Origin of the sequence: Apibacter sp. ESL0432 (genome assembly GCF_019469225.1) — a bacterium.
Classification (GTDB): Bacteria; Bacteroidota; Bacteroidia; order Flavobacteriales; family Weeksellaceae; genus Apibacter.
In genome coordinates, this window is the sequence record NZ_CP048266.1 from 1,856,824 (window position 1) to 1,879,065 (window position 22,242).

Below are 22,242 nucleotides of genomic sequence, written 5' to 3' on the forward strand. Positions count from 1 at the left end.
GTGAACATTTGAAAAAACAGATTTTAAATCAACTTTTACGGTATGGTTTCCGCATGGTTTTGTGAAGAAATTATACTGTCAACAATATATTTAGTATATCCTCTCCAAGGTAATGCTCCGAAATATTCCTTATAGTGCAAGATAACATCCTTTCCGGTAAGCTTCATTAATTGATGTGCCAATTCTTCATTATCCACAGAAAATTCAAATTCATTGGATTGCATACCTCCGGTGGTTCTTGATTTGAATCCGGTTTGAATTAATTTTCCTTCATAAGTTTTAAAAATAATCCCTTTATGCATGATATAATTTAATTGCCCGGACTTTACGCTGCTGTCTCCGTATGGCACATAATAATACACATAAAATATTGCAACCCCTAAAACGCTGATAATTAAGAATAGGATTATTATTGTTTTTTTCCATGAACATGATTTATTTTCCATATCGAACTTATGTATTTTTCTGAATTAATTGTATTCATTTTCTTTTTTGTCCCATTAAGTGAATTACCATAGTTCGATACTTATAATCATCGTAAAAGTTAGTTTGTCAACTTTTTATAATCCAAATTTATTCCAATTCGTACAATTAGTAATATATTTGCAGTTATTTTTTTCACCATACCTGTAACTATGGAAAAATCATCTCAACCAACCGGTACCGCATTCACCTTGTTGTCGTTATTAGCACTATCTCATATGTTTAATGACACATTGCAATCGGTTATACCTGCCATATATCCGCTTTTAAAAAATTCATTGGCTCTAACTTTTACTCAAATAGGTTTGATAACCCTTGTTTATCAAATGTCCTCCTCCTTATTCCAACCCATAATCGGAATTTATACCGATAAGCATCCTCAACCCTATTCTTTACCCGTTGGAATGACTTTCAGCATGATGGGCGTTATATCCCTGGCCCTTGCCACTAATTTCACTCATGTGCTATTAGCTGTTTTTTTTACAGGATTAGGATCGTCCATATTTCATCCGGAAGCTTCTCGTCTTGCCTATCTGGCTTCGGGAGGTAAGCACGGTCTGGCTCAATCCATCTTTCAAGTGGGCGGAAATTTCGGAAGTTCCATAGGTCCTTTAATTGCGTTATGGATCATAACTCCTTATGGACAAAAAAATGTGGGATGGCTAGCCATCATCGCTTTATTGGGTATTGGAATAATGCTTGTAATCAGCAAATGGTACAAAAAAAATTTAGTTCTTTTAAAAACCAAAAAAGAATCCGAAAAAAATATCGGAGATCAAAATTCCATAAATAATACTTCATTGCCTCGACCTAAGGTAGTTTTAGCTATAGGTATTTTATTACTACTGGTTTTTTCAAAATATGTTTATATGGCAAGTCTTACCAGTTATTATACTTTTTATCTTATTAATAAATTTGGTGTTAGTATTGATGAAGCTCAAATCTATCTTTTCGCTTTTTTATTTGCTATTGCAGCTGGTACAATTATTGGTGGCCCTGTTGGCGATCGAATAGGTCGAAAATATGTAATTTGGATTTCCATTCTCGGAACTGCTCCTTTTGCTCTCTTAATGCCTTATGCGAATCTTACTTGGACATGCATTTTAAGTATTTTCATAGGATTGATTTTGTCATCAGCCTTTTCGGCCATTCTTATCTATGCTCAAGAATTAGTACCCGGAAAGGTGGGACTTATAAGTGGACTTTTTTTTGGTTTGGCTTTTGGAATAGCCGGAATAGCTTCAGCTATTCTAGGTAAAATTGCCGATAAGACGGGTATTCAATACGTATACTATCTTTGTTCTTTTTTGCCTTTATTGGGATTGGTAGCATCTTTTCTACCCGAAACTAAGAAAAGAAATAAATAAGCTCCAAATATTTAATTTAATTGTTTTTTGTGTTAAGGTTGTTAAAATTATTAGGACCAATCAAAATCGGCAACAATTTTATACTGATTATAAACAGGGTCGTAACTGAAATACAAGTGTTTAAATCCATTGGTTAATAAAATATATTTGGATTTAATTTGCGTATTATATCGAGCGGCCTGTTCAAAGGTAGTTTGAGTAATAGGTATTTCAGGAGCTTTGCATTCAACCAATAATCTGGGTTCTGATTTTTTATACAGTAAGATATCCATACGTTTAGTTTGTTGATTGAGGTTTATTTTTTTTTCTATTGTAAACGCTGATTGAGGAATTTTTTTTTCGGTTTTTAAATAAAAAATAATATGTTGCCTTACCCATTCTTCAGGTGTTAGAATTAACCATTTTTTTCTAACTTCGTCAAAAATATACCAAAGAGATTTTTCCTCCTTTATATGAAAATTATATTTTTTTGGGAAATTTAAAACCGGAAGTTCCATTATTCTAATTATGAAAGAATATAATAATTTAGTCAAAGATATTAAAAATAAAAAGTTTCTGCCTGTATATTTTTTACAGGGTGATGAGCCTTTTTACATCGATAAACTTACCGAATTACTGGAAGAAAATGTCCTAAAGGAAGAAGAAAAGGCTTTTAACCAAAATATTATTTACGGTACAGAATCTGATTTGGATCAAATTATATCTTTGGCAAAGCAATTTCCAATGGGAGCCGATAAGCAGCTTATAATAATTAAAGAAGCAAAGGGATTGCCTTTTGACAAATCCGAAGCCTTTGATAATTATATAAAAAATCCTCAGCCTTCGACTGTATTGGTCATCAATTATAAATACAAATCTTTAGATAAAAGAAAGTCGGTGACTAAATTACTCAGTAAACAAGGATATATTTTTACAAGCGAAAAGCTATATGACAACCAAGTACCCACTTGGATCGGTTCATTATGTCAGTCTAACGGTTTGGAAATTGACGAAAAATCCAGGATTTTACTTGCCGAATTTTTAGGCACTGAACTCTCCCGTATTGATAACGAAATTCAAAAACTTAAATTAATTGTAGGTAATTCCAAAAAGATAACTCCTGAAATCATTGAACGAAATATTGGAATTAGTAAAGAGTACAACAATTTCGAATTAAGAAAGGCCATCGTTGAGAAAAATATGAAACAGGCTTATAAAATAATTGACTATTTTGAAAAAAACCCAAAAGCAAATCCTATTGTTTTGACTTTTGGAACATTAATAAGTTTATTTTCCAATATTCTTATCGTACACACTTTACCGATAAAAACTCCACAAAATATAGCTAAAGAACTTCGTATTAACCCTTTCTTTGCTAATGAGTATTTAACCGCCATTAAAAATTATTCTTTAAAAAAAACTACTGCATGTATTGCTTATTTGCGAGATGCAGACATGAAATCCAAAGGAGTGGATGTGTCATCTCATGCAACTTCAAAAGACATTTTAATGGAAATGTTATATAAAATACTTCATTAATCAAAACATATTCATTACATACTATTAAAATTTATTTAAACAACATATATAGGGTTTTAATTATATTAATTACTTTTGACGTATTAAATTATTTATACCATGTCAGAATTAAAAATAATTGCAACCATACAAGTAAAACCTGACTATCTTGATGATGTAAAAAAAATAGTGTATTCCTTAGCAGATGGCTCCCGCAAAGAAGAAGGTAATATATCTTACGATTTACACGAAAGCATAAAAGATCCTTTAAAACTTTCTATAATTGAAGTATGGAAATCCCAAGAGGCTATTAATATTCATAATAATACCAAGCTATTTAAAGATTTTATAAAATTCATTGATGGCAAATATGATGAGTTAGATATTGATGTCATCAAACAAATTTACTAGACATATAAGATTATGTTATTAATTTATATAGTAACCCCTTCATTTATATAGATAATATAATTGTAATTTATTATTAGTGCTTTATTATATTTTTTATAAATTTGTACCAATCAATATAAACAAAAATGATTCAAACACATATACATCATCATTATTATTTACACACTTACAATCAGGTGAGGTAAGTAATTTTGTTATGCAAAATGTCAAAATAAATAATAGCCGCCTGAGTTTTCGGGCGGTTTTTTTTTAGGATCACTTCAATAGTAAAGAAATTTAAAAACTATGGCTAATGAGTAAACTGAAAATTGCTATCCAAAAAAACGGACGGCTAAGTCAAAAATCACTGGAATTATTGAGTGAATGCGGAATAAAAATTCCAAATGGTAATCAAAAATTGAAAACTGTATCAACCAATTTTCCTATTGAAATCTTATTTCTTAGAGATGATGATATTCCACAATATGTAGAACAAAATGTTGCCGATATTGGAATCTTAGGTGAAAACGAAGTTTGGGAAAAAGACCGAAATGTTGAAATCATAAAGAAATTAGGTTTCGGTAATTGCCGAATGTGTTTAGCTATACCTAAAGAAGAAACATATACCGGAATTGCTTATTTTAATAATAAAAGAATTGCAACTAGTTATCCTAAAATTTTAAAAAAATTTTGCAAAAAAAACAATGTAAAGGTTGAAATTGAAGAAATCGGCGGAAGCGTTGAAATAGCTCCGGGAATAGGTTTGGCTAATTGCATTTTCGATATTGTCAGCACCGGAAGTACACTTCTCATGAACGGACTAAAAGAAGTGGAAACCGTTACTAAAAGCGAAGCAGCCCTTATAAAATCAAAAAAACTCTCTCAAGACAAACAAGAAATTCTAGATAAATTATTGTTCAGAATTCAATCGGTACTATATTCACGAGAAAATAAATACATCTTGTTAAATGCTCCTAATGAAAACCTGAAAGATATTATTTCTTTATTACCCGGAGTTAAAAGTCCTACTATTTTACCCCTGGCAAAAGAAGGATGGAGCAGCATACATTCTGTAATTAAAGAAGATAAGTTTTGGGACATCATTGAACAATTAAAAGAATTTGGAGCGCAAGGAATTTTAGTCATTCCTATACAAAAAATGATTCTTTAAATTTTTATAATAAAAGGAATAACCCATTCAGTTTACTTAACAATCAACCATTTTATCTATTAATAGAGCTCAAAAATGAACATTATAAAATATCCTCCGGTAAATGATTGGCACCATATAGTCAAAAGACCTGAAAATGAAAAAGTTTCGTTATATGAAACCGTAAAAAATGTATTTACCGATGTAAAAAATGAAGGCGACGCAGCCTTAAAAAAATATACTCTTCAATTTGATGATGTGTCTTTAACTAGCTTTACTGTCTCCGAACAAGAACTTTTTGAGGCGGAATCATTAGTTTCCGATGAATTGAAACAAGCCATCATACAAGCTAAATCCAACATTGAAAAATTTCATTTTTCTCAAAAAGAAAAGAAAAAAATTATTGAAATACAACCCGGTATCGAATGTTGGAGGGAATCCAGAGCTATAGAAAAAGTTGGATTATATATTCCCGGAGGGTCTGCACCGCTTTTTTCGACCGTTTTAATGTTGGGAGTACCCGCTACCATTGCAGAATGTAAAGAAATTGTATTATGCACCCCTCCCAATAAAGAAGGCAAAATACATCCGGCTATTTTATATGCAGCAAAAACAATAGGCATCAAAAATATATACAAGGTAGGAGGTGTTCAAGCCATCGCAGCGATGACTGTAGGTACAGAATCCATTTCACCTGTCTATAAAATTTTCGGTCCGGGAAACCAATATGTAACCGCGGCTAAACAATACGCCCAAGAATTTAAAGTCAGCATAGATTTACCTGCAGGGCCCAGTGAGGTATTAGTAGTGGCCGATTCGTCCGCTAATCCTGCGTATGTTGCTTCCGATTTGCTCTCACAAGCAGAGCATGGCCCTGACAGTCAAGTTGTTTTCCTAACCACGGATTCAGAAATTTTAAATCAGACCCTAGCCGAGATCAATACTCAACTTGAAAGTCTTCCTCGAAAAGAAATTGCTAAAAAAGCTTTACGAAATAGTCTAGGTGTTTTATTGAATTCCTTAGAAGAATGTTTTCAATTGAGTAATCTTTATGCTCCGGAACATCTGATCTTGGCTATTGATCATGCTAAAAACTATACACACTCTATTGAAAATGCAGGATCTGTATTTCTAGGCAATTACAGCTGTGAAAGTGCCGGAGATTATGCAAGCGGAACGAACCACACATTGCCTACTAATGGCTATGCACGAAATTACAGCGGGGTTTCTCTGGATAGTTTTTACAAAAAAATCACTTTTCAAGAACTAACCAAAGAGGGATTGCAAAAGATCGGAAATACTATAGAATTAATGGCTGAAGCTGAAGAGCTGCAAGCTCATAAAAATGCGGTGAGCATACGTTTACGATCCAATTAAACTAATTTATATATTTTATTTAAAAACAAATAGGGTAGAATGAACGCTTTTAATTCAATAAAAATAATAACCATGAAAAATATAAATCAACTGGCCCGTCCCAATGTGCTTGCCATGCATCCGTATTCTTCCGCAAGAGATGAATCCGGAGGAATAGAAGGTATTTTTTTAGACGCCAACGAAAACCCTTTTGGAAACAATAACCGTTATCCGGATCCCTACCAAAAAGATTTAAAACAAAAATTAAGTGAAATTAAAAATATTGCCACGGAAAAAATTTTTATTGGGAACGGAAGTGATGAAATAATAGATCATATTTATCGGGTATTTTGCAATCCCGGTAAAGACAAAGTTATGTTTTTCAGTCCAACTTTCGGAATGTACCAGGTAGCAGCAGAGTTGAACGATGTTACGATTGTTGATATTCCTCTAACATCCGATTTTCAAATCAATATCGAAGAAGCTCAAAAATATTTCAACGATGAAAATCTAAAAGTAATTGTTATTTGTACTCCCAACAATCCGACCGGCAATGCAATTAATCCAAAAGATATTGATTTTATACTAAAAAATTTTAACGGAATTGTTGCAATAGATGAAGCATATATAGAATTTACCGACCAACCTTCCTATCTGGAAAAAATGGATCAGTACCCACATCTTGTACTATTCCAAACGCTCAGTAAGGCTTGGGGTATTGCGGGCGTACGTATTGGTATGGCCTATGCTCAACCTGAAATTATTCATTTACTTAACAAAGTAAAGCATCCATATAACATCAGCGAATTGAATCAAAAGGCAGCTTTGGAAGCGCTGAATCAAAGCAGTGAATTTGAAAAAAGAAAAAAAATTATTCTTGAAGAAAAAGAAAAATTGCGTTCTGCTTTGGAAAAGCTATCGCTAGTAACTAAAATTTACCCTTCCGATACGAACTTCTTGCTCGTTGAATTCTCCGATTCCAATCAAGTTTTCAAACAATTAATGCAAGAAGGTATCATTGTACGAGATCAATCTTCCAAAATTAAAAACAGCCTTCGTATTACGGTTGGCTCTCCGGAAGAAAATTTAAAATTAATTAATTCATTATCTAGGCTAAACGATACCTTATGAAAAAAGTATTATTTATAGACCGTGACGGCACTTTAATTAAAGAGCCTCCGATAGATTACCAATTGGACAGCTTGGAAAAATTGGAATTTTATCCCCTGGTTTTCCAAAGCCTTTCCAAAATATCCCGTGAAATGGATTACGAATTGGTTATGGTAACCAATCAAGATGGATTGGGTACCGAATCCTTTCCTGAAGAAACTTTTTGGCCTTCACAAAATAAAATCATCAAAGCTTTTGAAAATGAAGGAATAACGTTTTCTGAAATTCTGATAGACAGAAGTTTTGAACATGAAAATCTCCCTACACGAAAACCCGGAACGGGAATGTTAACTCATTATATAAAAGGAAAGTATGATCTCTCCCATTCGTATGTAATTGGTGATCGATTAACCGATGTACAATTAGCAAAAAATTTAGGCTGTCGTTCTATATATATGGGAACGGAAGAAAATTCCGGTGCAGAATTACAAACGCAAAGCTGGGACGAAATTTATCACTATTTAAAAAAGCAACCCCGAAAAGCTAAAGTGATTCGTAATACTAAAGAAACCAAAATTTCCGTGGAAATAAATTTAGACGGTTCGGGAAAAAGCTCCATATCCACAGGCTTAGGCTTTTTTGATCATATGTTGGAACAAATAGCTAAACATGGTTCTATGGATTTATATATTAAAGTAGACGGAGATTTGAATGTAGATGAACATCACACAATAGAAGATACAGGAATTGTTTTAGGTGAAGCTATTTTACAAGCACTTGGAAGTAAAAAAGGAATTGAAAGATATGGATTTCTGTTGCCGATGGATGATTGTTTGGCTCAAGTAGGCATCGATTTTGGGGGACGTCCGTGGATCGTTTGGGAGGCAGAATTTAAAAGAGAAAAGATCGGAGAAATGCCAACCGAAATGTTTTATCATTTTTTTAAATCTTTTAGCGATAATTCTAAATCTAACTTAAATATAAAAGCGGAAGGAAATAATGAACATCATAAAATAGAAGCTATTTTTAAGGCCTTTGCAAAAGCTATCAAAATGGCTGTTAAACAAACTGATGATAATTTTGCCATTCCAAGCACAAAAGGCAGTTTATAATACAAAAACTTATTTTTTACTTTTTACCGTTTATTTTTAAAGTTTTAAATAATTAAGTAATTTAAACATTTAAGAAAAATTCATACTTTCAAAAAATATAAAAAGGCTTGTGAAAAATGATAGCAATTATAAAATACAATGCAGGTAATATTAAATCAGTACAAAACGCACTAACACGCTTGGGGGTTGAATCTGTTGTGACCGATGATCCCAACACGATAATACATGCCGATAAAGTAATTTTTCCGGGAGTAGGCGAAGCCGGAAGTGCTATGTCATATTTGCAGGAAAGAGGTATGGATGTTTTAATAAAATCGATTACACGTCCTTTTTTGGGGATTTGTTTAGGACAGCAGTTAATGTGTTCTCATTCGGAAGAAGGCAACACCCATTGTCTGAATATTTTCGATGTTAACGTTCGAAAATTTCCTTCTACCGATATTGTACCTCATATGGGTTGGAATACAATCTATGATTTAAAGGGAGAAATTTTTAAAAAAAATACTGAACATGATGATGTATACTTTTTGCATAGTTACTATGCAGATTTATGTGCAGATACTTCTGCTACCTGTACTTATATTTTACCGTTTAGTGCCGCTTTACAAAAAGACAATTTTTTTACTACTCAATTTCATCCCGAAAAATCGGCAGATGTGGGAGATCAAATATTAAAAAGTTTTATTGAACTGTAATTTCCTATTCAGATAAAAAGTTATCATTCAATCAACGGTATGTTACGAGAAAACCCTCGTAACTTTAATAAAAAATAATAAAGCTGAAATAAAAAAATGAGAATTATACCCGCCATAGATATTATTAACGGAAAATGTGTACGTTTAACTAAAGGAGATTATTCTACGGAAAAAATTTATCGAGAAGATCCTTTGGATGCCGCTAAAGAATTTGAGGATATCGGAATTCAATATTTGCATGTGGTTGATTTAGACGGCGCAAAATCCAACCGAATCATCAATTATAAAACACTCTATAAAATAGCTTCCCAAACTAATTTAAAAATTGATTTTGGAGGGGGCTTAAAAAGCGATGATGATTTGAAAATTGCATTTGAAAATGGAGCTTCACAAATTACGGGCGGAAGTATTGCCGTAAAAAATCCTGAATTATTTCTTTCTTGGCTTTCAACTTTTGGAAATGATAAAATTATTTTAGGGGCAGATTGTAATCATCGAATGATAGCCACCCAAGGTTGGACAGAATCTTCCTCTTTAGATGTAGTTGATTTTATTAAAGAATATGAGAAAAAAGGCATTCGTTATGTAATTTGCACAGATATTTCCAAAGACGGAACTTTAGAAGGCCCATCAAATGAATTGTATGAAGAAATCCTTCAATCGGCTTCCATACATTTAATAGCCAGTGGGGGGATGTCTTCCCTGGAAGATTTACTTAAATTAAAAGAACTGGGTTGTGAAGGCGCTATTATCGGAAAGGCTATTTATGAAGGAAAAATCAAATTGAAGGAACTTAAACAATTTTTAAATAACGGGTAAAGCAATTTTATAGAAACTTTGTATAATAACTAAACAATCGCTTTACACTTTCCATGTAAATTTTAATTTTTTAAAAAAAATATAAAAAGAAGTGCTAAAAAAACGTATAATTCCTTGTTTGGATATAAAAAACGGCAGAACTGTTAAAGGAGTAAATTTTGTGAGCCTCACCGATGCCGGAGATCCGGTAGAATTGGCTAAAGCTTATGTGCAACAAGGAGCGGATGAATTAGTTTTTCTGGATATAACCGCAACTATTGAAAACCGTTCCACCTTACTTCACTTAGTAGAAAAAATTGCTAATGAAATTAACATTCCATTTACGGTAGGAGGAGGAATAAATTCCGTGGAAGATGTATTTTCTTTAACTCAAGCCGGTGCAGATAAAGTAAGCATAAATTCTTCAGCTGTAAAAAGACCGGAATTGATTTCAGAAATTGCTTCCCGTTTCGGAAGTCAATGCGTGGTAGTTGCTGTGGATACCAAAAAAGAAAATACAGGTTGGAAAGTGTATACTCATGGGGGAAGAACCCCGACTACGATTTTAACATTAGATTGGGTAAAAAAGGCGGAACAACTGGGAGCTGGTGAAATTTTACTTACTTCCATGAGTAGTGACGGCACAAAAAACGGATTTTCTCTTGATATTACGCATGATGTTGCATCTAGCGTAAATATTCCCGTTATTGCTTCAGGAGGAGCCGGTACTAAAGAGCATTTTTCGGATGTATTTTTAAACACTAAAGCATCGGCGGCTCTGGCTGCCAGTGTATTTCATTTTAATGAGATTCCCATTCCCGAATTAAAAAGATTTTTAAAAACTAAAAATATTCCTATACGATGAAATTAGATTTTGATAAAAGTAACGGATTGATTCCTGTAATTATTCAGGATGAACTTACCCTGCAAGTACTCATGCTGGGTTATATGAATGAAGAAGCCTTTGAAAAAACAAAAAGGGAAGGAAAAGTGACTTTTTTCAGCCGCTCCAAAAATCGATTATGGACGAAAGGAGAAACCTCCCATAATTATTTATGGGTAAAAAAAATTGATATAGATTGTGATCACGATACTCTTTTAATTAAAGTTTCTCCTGAAGGACCTACTTGTCATACGGGAAGTTATTCTTGTTTTGAGGAACAAAATGTAAAAGGATTTGTATATAAATTACAAAATATAATCAGTCAACGAATTGACGAAAAAGTAAATGGGTCGTATACTTATCAACTTTATCAAAAAGGAATTAACAAAGTAGCACAAAAGGTAGGTGAAGAGGCTGTTGAAGTTGTTATTGAAGCAAAGGATACGGATGATGTTTTGTTTAAGAATGAAGCAGCAGATCTTCTATACCATTACCTTATCCTTTTGAAAGCAAAGGGTTTTCAATTGGAAGATATTGAAAAAGTATTATTTGATCGAAACCATTAAATATATGAACTGCAATTAAAAATTGCAGTTCATACTCTAATTTTTTCTATTTGTTTTTAACGCGTTGACTCATTTTCTTTCGGGTTTATGCCTTCTTTTTCAAATAAGTCTAAAAATTGATATTCATCCAATATATTTACTGTTCCCAATTGTTCAGCCTTTTTAAGTTTCGATCCGGCTTTTTCTCCTACTACCAAATAATCTAAATTTTTACTTACGGATGAAATATTTCTTCCTCCATTTTTTTCTACCAATTCTTCGGCATGGTCTCGTGTGAAAGCGGTTAATTTCCCTGTAAATAAAAAGGTTTTTCCTTCTAAAATATGGGAGATTTCTTCTTGAGAATCTTCTGTTTCGAAATGTAAACCTGCTTTTTTTAATCTGTCAATGAGTGCCAAATGTTCGGGTTTGGCAAAATATTCTTGTATGCTTATGGCTATTTTATTTCCTACATCAGCCGTATTTTCCAGTTCTTCTAACGTCGCATTTTGTAATCCCTCTATTGATTTAAATCTTTTAGCCAGTTTCTTGGCCATGGTTTCTCCTATATGACGAATTCCCAACGCATATAAAACTTTTTCAAAAGGGATTTGTTTTGAATTTTCGATACCGTCAATTATATTTTGAGCCGATTTATCAGCCATTCTATCCAGTCCGATTAATTGTTCTTTTTTTAAGGTATAGAAATCCGAGATATCTTTGATCAACCCATTTTCATAAAGCATTGAAACCGTCTCTGCTCCTACGCTGTCTATGTTCATGGCCCTTCTGGAAACAAAATGTTCCATTCTTCCCATCACTTGTGGCGGACAAGACTTTTCATTGGGGCAAAAATGAGCAGCTTCTCCCGGTTCCCGAACTAAAGGAGTACCACAAGCCGGACAATTCTTAATAAATTCCAGCTTAATCGTGCCCGGTTCTCTTTTATCGTAATTCACATCCACAATCTTGGGGATAATTTCTCCCCCTTTTTCTACAAAAACCATATCATTGATTCGTAAATCCATATTAGCGATAAAATCTTGATTGTGAAGAGAGGCTCTTTTTACTGTGGTTCCTGCAACTAACACCGGTTTCAAATTGGCTACCGGAGTTATTGCTCCCGTTCTTCCTACTTGATAGTCAACACTTAATAATTGTGTTTCTACTTTTTCGGCCTTGAATTTATAAGCGATGGCCCATCGAGGAGATTTAGCCGTATAACCTAGTTCTTCTTGTTCTGAAATGGAATTTACTTTTATTACGACTCCGTCAATCTCAAAGGGAAGATGATATCTTTCCGTATTCCAATGTTCAATAAAAGCCGTTACCTCTTCTAGATTGGTACACAATCGGGCATAATTCCCTACTTTAAATCCCATGTCTTTAGCATGTTGCAAAGAGTCCCATTGGGTACTGTATCCTCTTTCATCAGTAAGTACATAATACAAATAGCAATCGAGGCCTCTTTTTGCCACCGCCTCGCTATCCTGAAGCTTTAAACTTCCACTAGCCGTATTTCTTGGATTGGCATAGGGTTCTAATCCTTCTTTTTTTCTTTCTACATTGAGTTTATCCAAAGATTTTTTGGGCATGATTATCTCTCCTCTTATATAAAAACGTTGCGGATATTTACCTCTGAGATGAAGCGGAACAGATCGAATAGTTCTCACATTATGGGTAACATCATCCCCTTGAAAACCGTCACCTCGGGTAACTGCTTGAACTAGCTGTCCGTTTTCATATAATATACTGATGGATAATCCGTCGTATTTTAATTCACATACATATTCTACTTTTTCATCTATAGATTTGGCTACTCTTGTTGCCCAATCTTTGATATCGTCAAATGAGTAACTATTATCGAGCGAATACATCCGTCTTTCATGTCTTACGGTAGGAAAAATCTTAGTTATTTGCCCTCCTACTCTATGGGTAGGTGAACCGGGACTGTCTAATTCCGGATTTTCTTTTTCTAATTGCTTCAGCTCATTCATCATCTGATCAAACTCATAATCCGAAACATCAGATTGATCTAATACATAGTATTTGTAATTTAAATCCGTTAGTTCCTTCCTTAAAAATTCAATTCTGTCTTTAGTATTACTCATATTTAGAATATTTATTCAAATTTATAAACAATGGTTGATATGTTAAATACTAATGGATACTATTTAGTATACTAAGTATTTTTTATCTATATTTTAATAAAAATCGATGCATTTTAGATTAAATTATACCAAAATACACAAATCATGCTCAATTTTCATTTATAAGGGATTATGCAAAATACATCGTATAATTTCTTTAGTTTTTATGAAATGATTTATTAATCGGGTTAGATACTAAACTTTTCGGTTACATATAAAAATATTTACATAAATTTGTTCTGTTAACATTTTTAAATAAATACTATGTCTCACGGATTATTAAAGGGGAAAAAGGGAATTATTTTCGGGGCGCTAGATTCTAACTCCATTGCATGGAAAGTTGCAGAACAAGCTCATGCAGAAGGAGCTGAATTTATCCTTACTAATTCCCCAGTCGCTCTTAGAAAAGGGGAACTTAACGCATTGGCTGAAAAAACCGGCTCTGATACGGTTCCTGCTGATGCCACTTCAATGGAAGATTTGAATAAACTTTTCGATCATGCTCTTGAAAAATTCGGAAAGCTTGATTTTATTTTACATTCTATAGGAATGTCTATTAATGTCAGAAAAAATAAAGATTATACTGATATAAATTATGAATGGTTAACTAAAGGCTGGGATATTTCTGCTGTTTCTTTCCATAAAGTTATGAAAACTGCTTGGGATAAAGACGCTATGAATGAATGGGGTAGTATTTTAGCTCTTTCTTATATTGCCGCTCAAAGAACTTTTCCCGGCTATAATGATATGGCTGATAATAAAGCTTATTTGGAAAGTATTGCAAGAAGTTTCGGTTACGAATGGGGAATCCGTAACAAAGTTAGAGTTAATACAATTTCTCAATCGCCTACTCCTACTACTGCAGGAAACGGTGTAAAAGGTTTTGGTGGATTTATTGAATTTGCTGAAGAAATTTCTCCGCTTGGTAATGCTACCGCTGAGGAATGTGCAAATTATTGCATTACGTTATTTTCCGACCTAACCAGAAAAGTAACTCTTCAAAATCTTTTCCATGATGGAGGCTTCTCCAATGTTGGAGTTAGTGAAAGAGTTATGAAACGTTTTGAAAAATAATTGGTTAATAAAATTCTATAAAAAAAAGAGGCTTATTTTAAGGCCTCTTTTTTATAGAAATACTTTTATTTCAGTTTCGGTTGTAATTTAATTACTTGGTCATCATTAATATGATAGTATTTAATTACAGCGTTATAATCTTTGTAATCAATAGGCATTTTACTACTAAATGCATTACCGGAAGAGCTTCCCGGAATAATAACAATTCTAAAAACTTGTTTATTAATTAATCCAGGAGTTAAAGTCAAATCATAACTTCCACCGGCATAAATATTAAAATCTTCAATACTAAAATCATAATCATAAGAAAATTCGCTTTCAGTAATCCCATCATTATTCAAATCAACATAAAAAGTTCGAGGTATAAGTTGCCATACATCTTTACCGGAAGCATTTTCAGCAGAAAGCCTATATATTAATAAATGATCTCCGTTTATTATGGCCGGTCTAAGCTCTCCGTTGATCACCCAACCCAATTGACTGTCAAATCTAAAAGAACTTTCAATTTCAAATACTCTTGAAATTGTATCCGTGTTAACTACAACACTTCCTTTGTCATCATCGTCACTGCAACTAGTTAAAAATACAGTAAAGCATAATGTTAGTACTACTATTGATACTATTTTTTTCATAAAATTATATTAAAAAACTAATTTACATATTTTTCTTATAACAAAGACAAAAATGAAGGAATTAAGTTTAAAATCGTATCTTTGCATGTTCAAAATTTAACAAGAAAATGATATTAGTCCAGAATCTAGGTTTACATTTTGCAGGATCTTATCTATTTGAAAATGTAAATTTTAGAATTAATAAAAATGATCGTATTGGATTAGCGGGTAAAAATGGTGCAGGTAAATCAACTTTATTAAAAATTTTGTCCGGTGAGCAACCTTCAACTGAAGGAAATGTTGAAAAAGAAGGAGAAGTTCGCATTGGATTCTTAAAACAAGATTTAGATTTTGAGAAAGGAAGAACCGTATGGGATGAGGCAAAACTGGCTTTCAAAGAATTAAATATAATCAATGAAAAAATTGATACAATCAATCATGCTCTTGCTACAAGGACCGACTATGAATCTGAGGAATATCACAAGCTTATTCATGATTTAACCGATCTAACCGATCGATTTTCTCATTTAGGCGGCTACAATATTGATGGAGAAATTGAAAAAATTTTAAAAGGGTTAGGTTTTAAAGAATCCGATTTTAATAGGCTTACTGATGATTTTTCAGGAGGATGGAGAATGAGAATTGAGTTAGCTAAACTCTTATTGGAAGAAAATGATGTGCTGCTTCTTGACGAGCCTACCAACCATTTAGATATTGAATCCATCATTTGGTTGGAAAGTTTTTTAATTACTTATAGCGGAGCGGTGGTGCTGGTATCACACGATAAACAATTTTTAACCAATGTTACCAATCGAACCATTGAAATTTCCAATAAATCCATTCAAGACTATAAGGCTAATTATACCAAATACCTTATTTTAAGGCAAGAAAGAAAGGAAAAACTTCTTCAGCAACAAAAAAATCAAGAACAAGAGATTAAGCGTACAGAACAATTAATCAATAAGTTCCGTGCAAAAGCTAGTAAAGCTTCTTTTGCTCAATCTCTTATGAAGAAATTAGATAAGGTAGAACGCATTGAGGTGGAAGATGAAGACATAACTCGTTTTAATATTCGTTTCGAACCGAGTATTACTCCCGGAAAAATAATTTTTAAAGCAGAAAATTTAGGTAAATCTTTCGATACTCATACTATCTTTGAAAATGCCAATTTTTACATCGAACGTGGAGAGAAAATAGCTTTCATCGGTCAAAACGGTCAGGGGAAAACTACTATGGCTAGAATTATGGATGGCTTATTATCTTATCAGGGTAAACTTGAAATAGGCCACAACGTTCAAATTGGATATTTTGCTCAAAATCAATCTGAAGAGCTAAATGCTTCTAAAACTATCTTAGAAGAAGCTGAAGATTCGGCTACAGAAGAATCTCGTCCTAAAGTTCGAGACTTGTTAGGTTCATTTCTTTTTCAAGGAGATGATGTTCATAAAAAAGTGTCTGTACTTTCCGGAGGGGAACGAAATCGATTGGCTTTATGTAAATTACTTCTTCGACCTTTCAATACGTTGATAATGGACGAGCCTACAAATCACTTGGATATACAATCTAAAGCGATATTAAAAAACGCCTTAAAGAATTTTACGGGGACACTGATTTTAGTATCTCATGATCGTGAATTCTTAGATGACTTAGCCGACAAGATTTTTGAATTCAGAAATGGAGAAGTAAAAGAATTTTTAGGTAATATCAATGAATATTTAGAGTATCGTAAAAAAGAAAATATGAGAGAAGTTGATATCGAAAAATCAACTACCCGTAAAGTGACTTCAGAAAATACACCTAATAAAGCTTCTCAGGAAAAGCAATTTAAATCGAAAGAACAAAAATCGTTAGAAAATAAATTGTCTAAACTTGAAAATGACATTGAAAAAACAGAACAAAAAATTTCTGCTTTTGAAGATTTATTTAGTAAAGAAAACCCAAAAGAGGAAGATATTAAGGAGTATTCTGAATTAAAGGAAAAGCTTGCCCAAATTACTCATGAATGGGAGAACATGTTTTCTCAATTAAACGGATAGGTATGGTATGATTTCCTTTTAAAGGATAGTAACCTATTATAAATGAAAGTAATTACATATTACCATTAACCCTTTGATCATCAGTATAATAAAACTCTATTCGAAAGGCTGTTTTTTTACCCTAATTTTTCAATTATTGGACTATAGAATTAAATTTAAATTAATAGTAACAGATTAAAGTAGGAATCTTTAAATTTGTTACTTAATTTCTTAATTTTAATTCATTTTGACTATAATAACTTTTACAATTATTCTATTTTTTGGAGCAATTGCAGCGGGTACTCTGGGTTCTCTTACCGGACTTGGTGGCGGAGTAGTCATAATTCCTCTATTAACTCTGGGTTTTGGTGTTGATATTAAATATGCTGTTGGAACCGCATTGGTTACTTCGATAGCTACTTCTTCGGGGGCTGCAGCTGCTTATATTAAAGAAGGAATGACTAATGTGCGTATTGGAATGTTTCTTGAAATTGCAACCACCCTTGGGGCGGTTTTAGGTGCCTTACTTGCTGTTTTTTTACCTACTTCCGCAATTTATATAATTTTAGGTTTCACTCTTATCTTTTCATCTGTCATGACTTTAAGAAAGAAAAATGCATCTATAGATTATACTGCTCCGGGGAGTAAATTAGCTACTACATTGAAATTAAACGGAACGTATCCTACTCCTGACGGAATTAAAAAATATAATGTTCGAAATATTGGTGCGGGTTTTTCTCTAATGACGATAGCCGGTGTGCTTTCCGGTATCTTAGGTATTGGATCGGGAGCGCTTAAAGTATTAGCTATGGACACGGCTATGAAAATACCTTTTAAAGTTTCAACTACTACTTCTAATTTTATGGTTGGGGTTACTGCAGCCGCCAGTGCAGTTATTTACTTTCAAAGAGGTCAAATTGATCCCTTTCTTGCCATGCCTATAGTGGTAGGGGTTTTGTTTGGAGCTTTTCTTGGTTCAAAAATATTGATGGCTATAAACGTTCAGTTGTTACGTAAAATTTTCAGTTTGGTTATTGCTATTCTTGCAATTCAAATGATCTATAGAGGATTGGAACCTTCATTGATTAAATGGTTTCCACATATTAATTTTCCTAAACTTTAAGCTGAGTGTGTTATGAGTAATTTATTTTCGAGAAAATTTTGGGAAGAACGTGATGTAGAGCTTTATATTGGTAAATTGCTGCGCTACGGAGTAATTCTTTCTTCTATTATTACTATTACCGGCGGAGTAATTTATATATCTCAACATCCGGATCAACAACTCAATTTTAAAACGTTTGTAGGGGCCCCAAATTATTTGAGGGAATTATCTACTTTATTACCCGCTGTTTTAAAATTGGACGGGTTAGCAATCATACAGCTGGGAGTTGCCGTTTTGATCGCCACTCCTATTCTACGGGTTGCTTTTTCAATAGTGGCTTTTGCTATTGAAAAAGATCGAATGTATATTGTTATAACCTGTATTGTTTTAGCTATTATCTTATCAAATATGATTTTTGGTTTGGAAGGATAAAAACTAACCGAAAATTCTAATTTACTAATCACTGCTTACAGATTTTCATGCAGCAAAAAATTAAACATATAGTCTCCGAAAGTACCTTTTTTATTTTTGGTTTTTATTTTAGTCGTGGCTTACGTATTGCTCTTGCTATTGTAATCCCCCTACTCGCCGGATGGTTTTTTAAGAGACCCGATATTGGTATAGTTGCTTCTTCCGGAGCTCTTGTAGCCGGACTGGGAGATAATCCCGGATCTATTCGTGTTAAATTTTATACTCAATCTATTGCCGCTTTATTTTACTTTTTAGTGGTTTTTGTGTGTCAGTTGTTGATATCGCATGAAATTATTTTCGGTATTTGGATTACTTTGTGCGGCTTTTTCTTTTCCATGTTTTTTATTTACGGTTCCCGTGCGGTTAGTGTAAGCACCTCTTCTTTATTATGTGTGGTCTATGCATGTAGTTTTGAAGCTAACCATATCATAACTAATACGTTGGGAATGATGATGGGTATTGTATGGTATGGATTTATTTCTTTGGTTTTATGGAGAATTCAACCGTATAGGGTGATTGAACAAAAAATTAGTGAAAATATTAAACTTTTAAATGAGTATACTGAGCTAATACATGAGTACTTTTTGTTAAAAATTAAAAATCCTGCTAATAGTCAAAAACAAACAGAGATTTTAAATAAGCTTTTTGAAAAACAAACAAAAATACACAGTACTCACGAGGATATCCGAGAAAATCTTTTTAAACTGCGGATTAATGCTAAAAGTTTTTCTGCAAAGGGCAGAAAAATGACTTTAATTTTCAGCGCATTAATCGATCTGTATGAACAACTTTTATCATTAAATTGTCAAGATGACAAGTTGATTCAATCTCTGGTTAAAAGTGGGCTAAAAAGGGATTTTGAGTTTCATTTATCCAATATGGAAAAAATCCTCTATGAATTAAGTTGGTCTATAAACTTTCATAAAAAGGTCACTGTAACTATTGATACCGCTCCACTGGATCGTTTTAAAGAAAAAATACTTTCGATTGAAGAAAAGGAAAAAAATAATGAGAAATCCGTTATTGATATCAATGCTTTAAAACATGTTCGTTTTATTTTTAAATCATTTTATAAACAAACCGGTTTTATTAAATCACTTATCAACGGAGAGTTTAGATCGGAGAGAAAACAATATGAGGATTTGGATTTGGAAAAGTTCACCAGACAATATAATTATAGCTTTTCTACATTTAAAGCTAATTTAAATCTTAAATCCAACATTTTTAAACATGCTTTACGAGTAAGTGTCGCCATATCGGTTTCTTATATAATTTGTACTTTACTTAAAATTGAGTATTTTGCTTGGGTTTATTTAACCATCATTTTAATTTTAAAACCTTTTTATGGAAATACGAAAAACTCTTCTATTCAAAGGTTGCAAGGTACTCTAATCGGAGGAGTATTAACGTTGGGTCTCCTTCTTGTTACACATAACATTTATGTGATTTCTATAGTAACTTTTATTTGTATTGTGGGCGCTTATAGTTTTATACCTATCAGTTATAGAACGGGGGTTGCTTTTGTTACCATATTTGTTATACTACTGATTTTTCTGGAACACAGCGGAAGCGATGGTTGGACAAATATTTATCATCGTTTGGGAGGAACAACGATTGCCGTTGTGATCAGTTTTATTTTAAGTTTTTCTTTTCTTCCTACTTGGGAATATAAAAATCTTCCTGTATTGATTGAAAAGTTATTGAAATATAATTTAGATTATTTTACAAAAATAACTTATAATTTATTGAATGATGATAAGCTTTCTGATACCGATATAAAACTGTCCAGAAAGGACGTTTTGTTGGGAACTTCCAATTTATCAAGTACTTTTCAAAGAATTGTATCAGAACCTAAAATTTCAAAAAATTACAAATCCGATATATATAATATTCAAACTTTTATAAACCTACTTTCTACAAGAATATCATCCCTTAGATCCTATATTAATGAAAACAGTAAAGCATCAGATATAGATAAACAGTTGATCTCATCTATTGAAAATACTTTAAATAAATGTTTATTAAATATCAAAGGGTCTTCCTTTGATTGTGATACGGAATGTCAAGAAAAAGAGGAAGAATTAAATGTTTTAGCAGATGATCAATCATTAATTTCTTACCAGCTTCGGGAAATTAATCTTTTATCACAGCAAATTTATTCCTATATAAATAAGCTTAATAATTTTCAGGAGTGGAAAGATTCTAAAAGGGATTTTTCTATTTAATGAAATTTGCAAAACCTTTATAAGCATACATAATTAAAAGGTAACGAAATAGTTTACCGGCTAACATAGACAGGGATACGATATAGACATTGGATCTCATATATCCTAAGGCTACAGGTATGATATCTCCAATAATGGGTAAAAAAGAAAAAAAGGAAATATATGCTCCTTTTTTATTTAATTTTTGAGTGGCTTTATCAATTTTTGTTTTATTTATTTTTAAATATTTTTCAATCCATTCAATTTTACCCAGCCTTCCCAGGTAGTAACCGGTCATTCCTCCTAACCAGTTTCCAATGGTAGCTATCAGAATACTTAACCATGGATTCCCGCCCATAATGAGTATTCCTGTAAGAACAGCTTCGGAGCTAAAGGGTAAAATGGTTGCTGCGAGATAAGAAGCAATAAATAATCCTATATATCCATAGTCTACTAATCCGTCTAACATATAAAATTACTTATTTTACATTCATAAAATCTATCTTATCATCTTTTATCCTTTCATAAATTAGGTGATAGGCTTTTTCTTTAAGTGATTCTTTCGTTTCTCCATTCGGATACAATATTTCTACACGCTCTACTTTAACTTTACCCGGATATCCTAAATTAAATACAAATGGAAACATATTTTTTAAATTATGAAATGCATATACAACAATAGGACTATTACAATAAATTGAAGCTATAAATGCTCCATCTTTAAATTTTTCCAATTTTATTTTTCTCTTGGGAACTCCTCCTTCCGGAAAGATAACCACATTTTTATTTTGTTGGGTTAATTCTTTTTTTACGGCAGAAAAAACTGCTTGTTTGCTTTGTCTACTGGATCTATCTACCAGGATGGATACTTTCTTATAAATTCTTCCGAATACGGGATATTTTTCCAACTCTTTTTTTCCTACAAATATAATTGGATGATGAGGGTGAAGTACATACATTAAGACCACGTCAATTAAGGAAGTGTGATTGGCAATAAATATGTAATTTTCTTTAGGATCTAAATTTACTTCCGATAGCAATGAATAGGTAAATCCTGATCCATAGAAAAGCACCCATCCCCACATTCGCATAAAGAAGTAGGTTAGCTTATTATTTTTCTGATAAGTCATCAGATAAATTACCACACCAATGGTAAGTGTGCAAAGGGCAGCTAAAATATAAAACCAGATTCTCCAAAGTATGGTAGCTACAGTCCTAAGATATTTCAT

Annotated in this window: 22 protein-coding genes; 16 read left to right on the forward strand and 6 right to left on the reverse strand. The window is 32.7% G+C overall.

Annotated elements, in window-relative coordinates; all coding sequences use genetic code 11:
- Nucleotides 1-35 precede the first annotated feature (35 nt).
- Nucleotides 36-446, reverse strand: a complete 411-nt coding sequence (locus GYM73_RS07905; RefSeq protein WP_220233509.1) for a hypothetical protein — start codon at nt 444-446, stop codon at nt 36-38.
- Between the two features lie 189 nt (nt 447-635).
- Between GYM73_RS07905 and GYM73_RS07910 the strand changes: the two genes are divergently transcribed.
- Nucleotides 636-1,850, forward strand: a complete 1,215-nt coding sequence (locus GYM73_RS07910; RefSeq protein ID WP_220233510.1) for an MFS transporter — start codon at nt 636-638, stop codon at nt 1,848-1,850.
- 50 nt (nt 1,851-1,900) lie between these two features.
- On the opposite strand, the gene GYM73_RS07915 is transcribed toward GYM73_RS07910, so the two are convergent.
- The gene (locus GYM73_RS07915) at nt 1,901-2,347 is read right to left on the reverse strand and encodes a type I restriction enzyme HsdR N-terminal domain-containing protein (RefSeq protein WP_220233511.1); all 447 of its coding nucleotides are present in this window, start codon (nt 2,345-2,347) and stop codon (nt 1,901-1,903) included.
- Nucleotides 2,348-2,357: 10 nt separating this feature from the next.
- Between GYM73_RS07915 and holA the strand changes: the two genes are divergently transcribed.
- The 10 genes from holA to hisIE all read left to right on the forward strand — a co-directional run bounded on the left by holA (nt 2,358) and on the right by hisIE (nt 11,407).
- The gene (gene holA / locus GYM73_RS07920) at nt 2,358-3,368 is read left to right on the forward strand and encodes a DNA polymerase III subunit delta (RefSeq protein WP_220233512.1); all 1,011 of its coding nucleotides are present in this window, start codon (nt 2,358-2,360) and stop codon (nt 3,366-3,368) included.
- A 99-nt stretch (nt 3,369-3,467) separates the two neighbouring features.
- Nucleotides 3,468-3,758: a putative quinol monooxygenase gene (locus tag GYM73_RS07925; RefSeq protein ID WP_160541799.1), complete on the forward strand. Its 291-nt coding sequence runs from the start codon at nt 3,468-3,470 to the stop codon at nt 3,756-3,758.
- Nucleotides 3,759-4,050: 292 nt separating this feature from the next.
- Entirely contained in the window at nt 4,051-4,908 is an 858-nt protein-coding gene (hisG, locus tag GYM73_RS07930) for an ATP phosphoribosyltransferase (RefSeq protein ID WP_105296672.1), read from the forward strand.
- Between the two features lie 75 nt (nt 4,909-4,983).
- Nucleotides 4,984-6,264, forward strand: coding sequence for a histidinol dehydrogenase (gene hisD, locus GYM73_RS07935; protein WP_220233513.1), 1,281 nt, complete (start codon nt 4,984-4,986; stop codon nt 6,262-6,264).
- Between the two features lie 72 nt (nt 6,265-6,336).
- On the forward strand, nt 6,337-7,374 hold the full coding sequence (gene hisC, locus GYM73_RS07940) for a histidinol-phosphate transaminase (RefSeq protein ID WP_220233514.1): 1,038 nt from the start codon (nt 6,337-6,339) through the stop codon (nt 7,372-7,374).
- Nucleotides 7,371-8,465: a bifunctional histidinol-phosphatase/imidazoleglycerol-phosphate dehydratase HisB gene (hisB, locus tag GYM73_RS07945; protein ID WP_220233515.1), complete on the forward strand. Its 1,095-nt coding sequence runs from the start codon at nt 7,371-7,373 to the stop codon at nt 8,463-8,465. The genes hisC and hisB overlap by 4 nt, the downstream gene beginning before the upstream one ends.
- Nucleotides 8,466-8,581: 116 nt before the next feature.
- The gene (hisH, locus tag GYM73_RS07950; RefSeq protein WP_220233516.1) at nt 8,582-9,160 is read left to right on the forward strand and encodes an imidazole glycerol phosphate synthase subunit HisH; all 579 of its coding nucleotides are present in this window, start codon (nt 8,582-8,584) and stop codon (nt 9,158-9,160) included.
- Between the two features lie 96 nt (nt 9,161-9,256).
- Nucleotides 9,257-9,979 (forward strand): 1-(5-phosphoribosyl)-5-[(5-phosphoribosylamino)methylideneamino]imidazole-4-carboxamide isomerase, encoded by a 723-nt coding sequence (gene hisA, locus GYM73_RS07955; protein ID WP_220233517.1) that lies wholly within the window; start codon nt 9,257-9,259, stop codon nt 9,977-9,979.
- A gap of 91 nt (nt 9,980-10,070) precedes the next feature.
- A complete protein-coding gene (gene hisF, locus GYM73_RS07960) occupies nt 10,071-10,823 on the forward strand; it encodes an imidazole glycerol phosphate synthase subunit HisF (RefSeq protein ID WP_220233518.1) in 753 nt (250 codons plus the stop codon).
- Nucleotides 10,820-11,407, forward strand: a complete 588-nt coding sequence (hisIE, locus tag GYM73_RS07965) for a bifunctional phosphoribosyl-AMP cyclohydrolase/phosphoribosyl-ATP diphosphatase HisIE (RefSeq protein ID WP_160541792.1) — start codon at nt 10,820-10,822, stop codon at nt 11,405-11,407. Before hisF ends, hisIE begins: the two co-directional genes overlap by 4 nt.
- Nucleotides 11,408-11,463: 56 nt before the next feature.
- Here the strand turns inward: hisIE and ligA are convergent, their stop codons facing one another.
- On the reverse strand, nt 11,464-13,497 hold the full coding sequence (ligA, locus tag GYM73_RS07970; protein WP_220233519.1) for an NAD-dependent DNA ligase LigA: 2,034 nt from the start codon (nt 13,495-13,497) through the stop codon (nt 11,464-11,466).
- 303 nt (nt 13,498-13,800) lie between these two features.
- Between ligA and GYM73_RS07975 the strand changes: the two genes are divergently transcribed.
- A complete protein-coding gene (locus GYM73_RS07975; RefSeq protein ID WP_105296681.1) occupies nt 13,801-14,610 on the forward strand; it encodes an enoyl-ACP reductase in 810 nt (269 codons plus the stop codon).
- Between the two features lie 65 nt (nt 14,611-14,675).
- Here the strand turns inward: GYM73_RS07975 and GYM73_RS07980 are convergent, their stop codons facing one another.
- The gene (locus GYM73_RS07980) at nt 14,676-15,242 is read right to left on the reverse strand and encodes a hypothetical protein (RefSeq protein ID WP_160541790.1); all 567 of its coding nucleotides are present in this window, start codon (nt 15,240-15,242) and stop codon (nt 14,676-14,678) included.
- 107 nt (nt 15,243-15,349) lie between these two features.
- On the opposite strand from GYM73_RS07980, the gene GYM73_RS07985 reads away from it, so the two are divergent.
- The 4 genes from GYM73_RS07985 (at nt 15,350) to GYM73_RS08000 (ending at nt 21,034) form a co-directional block, all read left to right on the forward strand.
- Nucleotides 15,350-17,257, forward strand: coding sequence for an ATP-binding cassette domain-containing protein (locus GYM73_RS07985; RefSeq protein ID WP_220233520.1), 1,908 nt, complete (start codon nt 15,350-15,352; stop codon nt 17,255-17,257).
- Between the two features lie 226 nt (nt 17,258-17,483).
- Nucleotides 17,484-18,359 carry a sulfite exporter TauE/SafE family protein gene (locus GYM73_RS07990; protein WP_160569020.1) on the forward strand — a complete coding sequence of 292 codons (876 nt, stop codon included), beginning with the start codon at nt 17,484-17,486 and terminating at the stop codon, nt 18,357-18,359.
- 12 nt (nt 18,360-18,371) lie between these two features.
- A complete protein-coding gene (locus GYM73_RS07995; protein WP_160541787.1) occupies nt 18,372-18,770 on the forward strand; it encodes a DUF1634 domain-containing protein in 399 nt (132 codons plus the stop codon).
- A 47-nt stretch (nt 18,771-18,817) separates the two neighbouring features.
- Complete coding sequence (locus GYM73_RS08000) at nt 18,818-21,034, forward strand: FUSC family membrane protein (protein WP_220233521.1); 2,217 nt, start codon at nt 18,818-18,820, stop codon at nt 21,032-21,034.
- Here GYM73_RS08000 and GYM73_RS08005 read toward each other — a convergent pair.
- Both GYM73_RS08005 and GYM73_RS08010 read right to left on the reverse strand, forming a co-directional pair.
- Nucleotides 21,027-21,482 carry a YqaA family protein gene (locus GYM73_RS08005; RefSeq protein WP_166004579.1) on the reverse strand — a complete coding sequence of 152 codons (456 nt, stop codon included), beginning with the start codon at nt 21,480-21,482 and terminating at the stop codon, nt 21,027-21,029. The two genes, GYM73_RS08000 and GYM73_RS08005, sit on opposite strands and share 8 nt — an antisense overlap.
- A gap of 10 nt (nt 21,483-21,492) precedes the next feature.
- Nucleotides 21,493-22,242, reverse strand: coding sequence for a 1-acyl-sn-glycerol-3-phosphate acyltransferase (locus tag GYM73_RS08010; RefSeq protein WP_255570958.1), 750 nt, complete (start codon nt 22,240-22,242; stop codon nt 21,493-21,495).

Coding starts and splice junctions, on each gene's coding strand:
- GYM73_RS08005 (WP_166004579.1), bottom strand. CDS start 21,482: ATGTTAGACGGATTAGTAGACTATGGATATATAGGATTATTTATTGCT.
- hisC (WP_220233514.1), top strand. CDS start 6,337: ATGAAAAATATAAATCAACTGGCCCGTCCCAATGTGCTTGCCATGCAT.
- GYM73_RS07910 (WP_220233510.1), top strand. CDS start 636: ATGGAAAAATCATCTCAACCAACCGGTACCGCATTCACCTTGTTGTCG.
- GYM73_RS07995 (WP_160541787.1), top strand. CDS start 18,372: ATGAGTAATTTATTTTCGAGAAAATTTTGGGAAGAACGTGATGTAGAG.
- hisIE (WP_160541792.1), top strand. CDS start 10,820: ATGAAATTAGATTTTGATAAAAGTAACGGATTGATTCCTGTAATTATT.
- hisD (WP_220233513.1), top strand. CDS start 4,984: ATGAACATTATAAAATATCCTCCGGTAAATGATTGGCACCATATAGTC.
- ligA (WP_220233519.1), bottom strand. CDS start 13,497: ATGAGTAATACTAAAGACAGAATTGAATTTTTAAGGAAGGAACTAACG.
- GYM73_RS07980 (WP_160541790.1), bottom strand. CDS start 15,242: ATGAAAAAAATAGTATCAATAGTAGTACTAACATTATGCTTTACTGTA.
- GYM73_RS08000 (WP_220233521.1), top strand. CDS start 18,818: ATGCAGCAAAAAATTAAACATATAGTCTCCGAAAGTACCTTTTTTATT.
- GYM73_RS08010 (WP_255570958.1), bottom strand. CDS start 22,242: ATGAAATATCTTAGGACTGTAGCTACCATACTTTGGAGAATCTGGTTT.
- GYM73_RS07925 (WP_160541799.1), top strand. CDS start 3,468: ATGTCAGAATTAAAAATAATTGCAACCATACAAGTAAAACCTGACTAT.
- GYM73_RS07915 (WP_220233511.1), bottom strand. CDS start 2,347: ATGGAACTTCCGGTTTTAAATTTCCCAAAAAAATATAATTTTCATATA.
- hisA (WP_220233517.1), top strand. CDS start 9,257: ATGAGAATTATACCCGCCATAGATATTATTAACGGAAAATGTGTACGT.
- hisB (WP_220233515.1), top strand. CDS start 7,371: ATGAAAAAAGTATTATTTATAGACCGTGACGGCACTTTAATTAAAGAG.
- hisG (WP_105296672.1), top strand. CDS start 4,051: ATGAGTAAACTGAAAATTGCTATCCAAAAAAACGGACGGCTAAGTCAA.
- holA (WP_220233512.1), top strand. CDS start 2,358: ATGAAAGAATATAATAATTTAGTCAAAGATATTAAAAATAAAAAGTTT.
- hisH (WP_220233516.1), top strand. CDS start 8,582: ATGATAGCAATTATAAAATACAATGCAGGTAATATTAAATCAGTACAA.
- GYM73_RS07975 (WP_105296681.1), top strand. CDS start 13,801: ATGTCTCACGGATTATTAAAGGGGAAAAAGGGAATTATTTTCGGGGCG.
- GYM73_RS07905 (WP_220233509.1), bottom strand. CDS start 446: ATGGAAAATAAATCATGTTCATGGAAAAAAACAATAATAATCCTATTC.
- GYM73_RS07985 (WP_220233520.1), top strand. CDS start 15,350: ATGATATTAGTCCAGAATCTAGGTTTACATTTTGCAGGATCTTATCTA.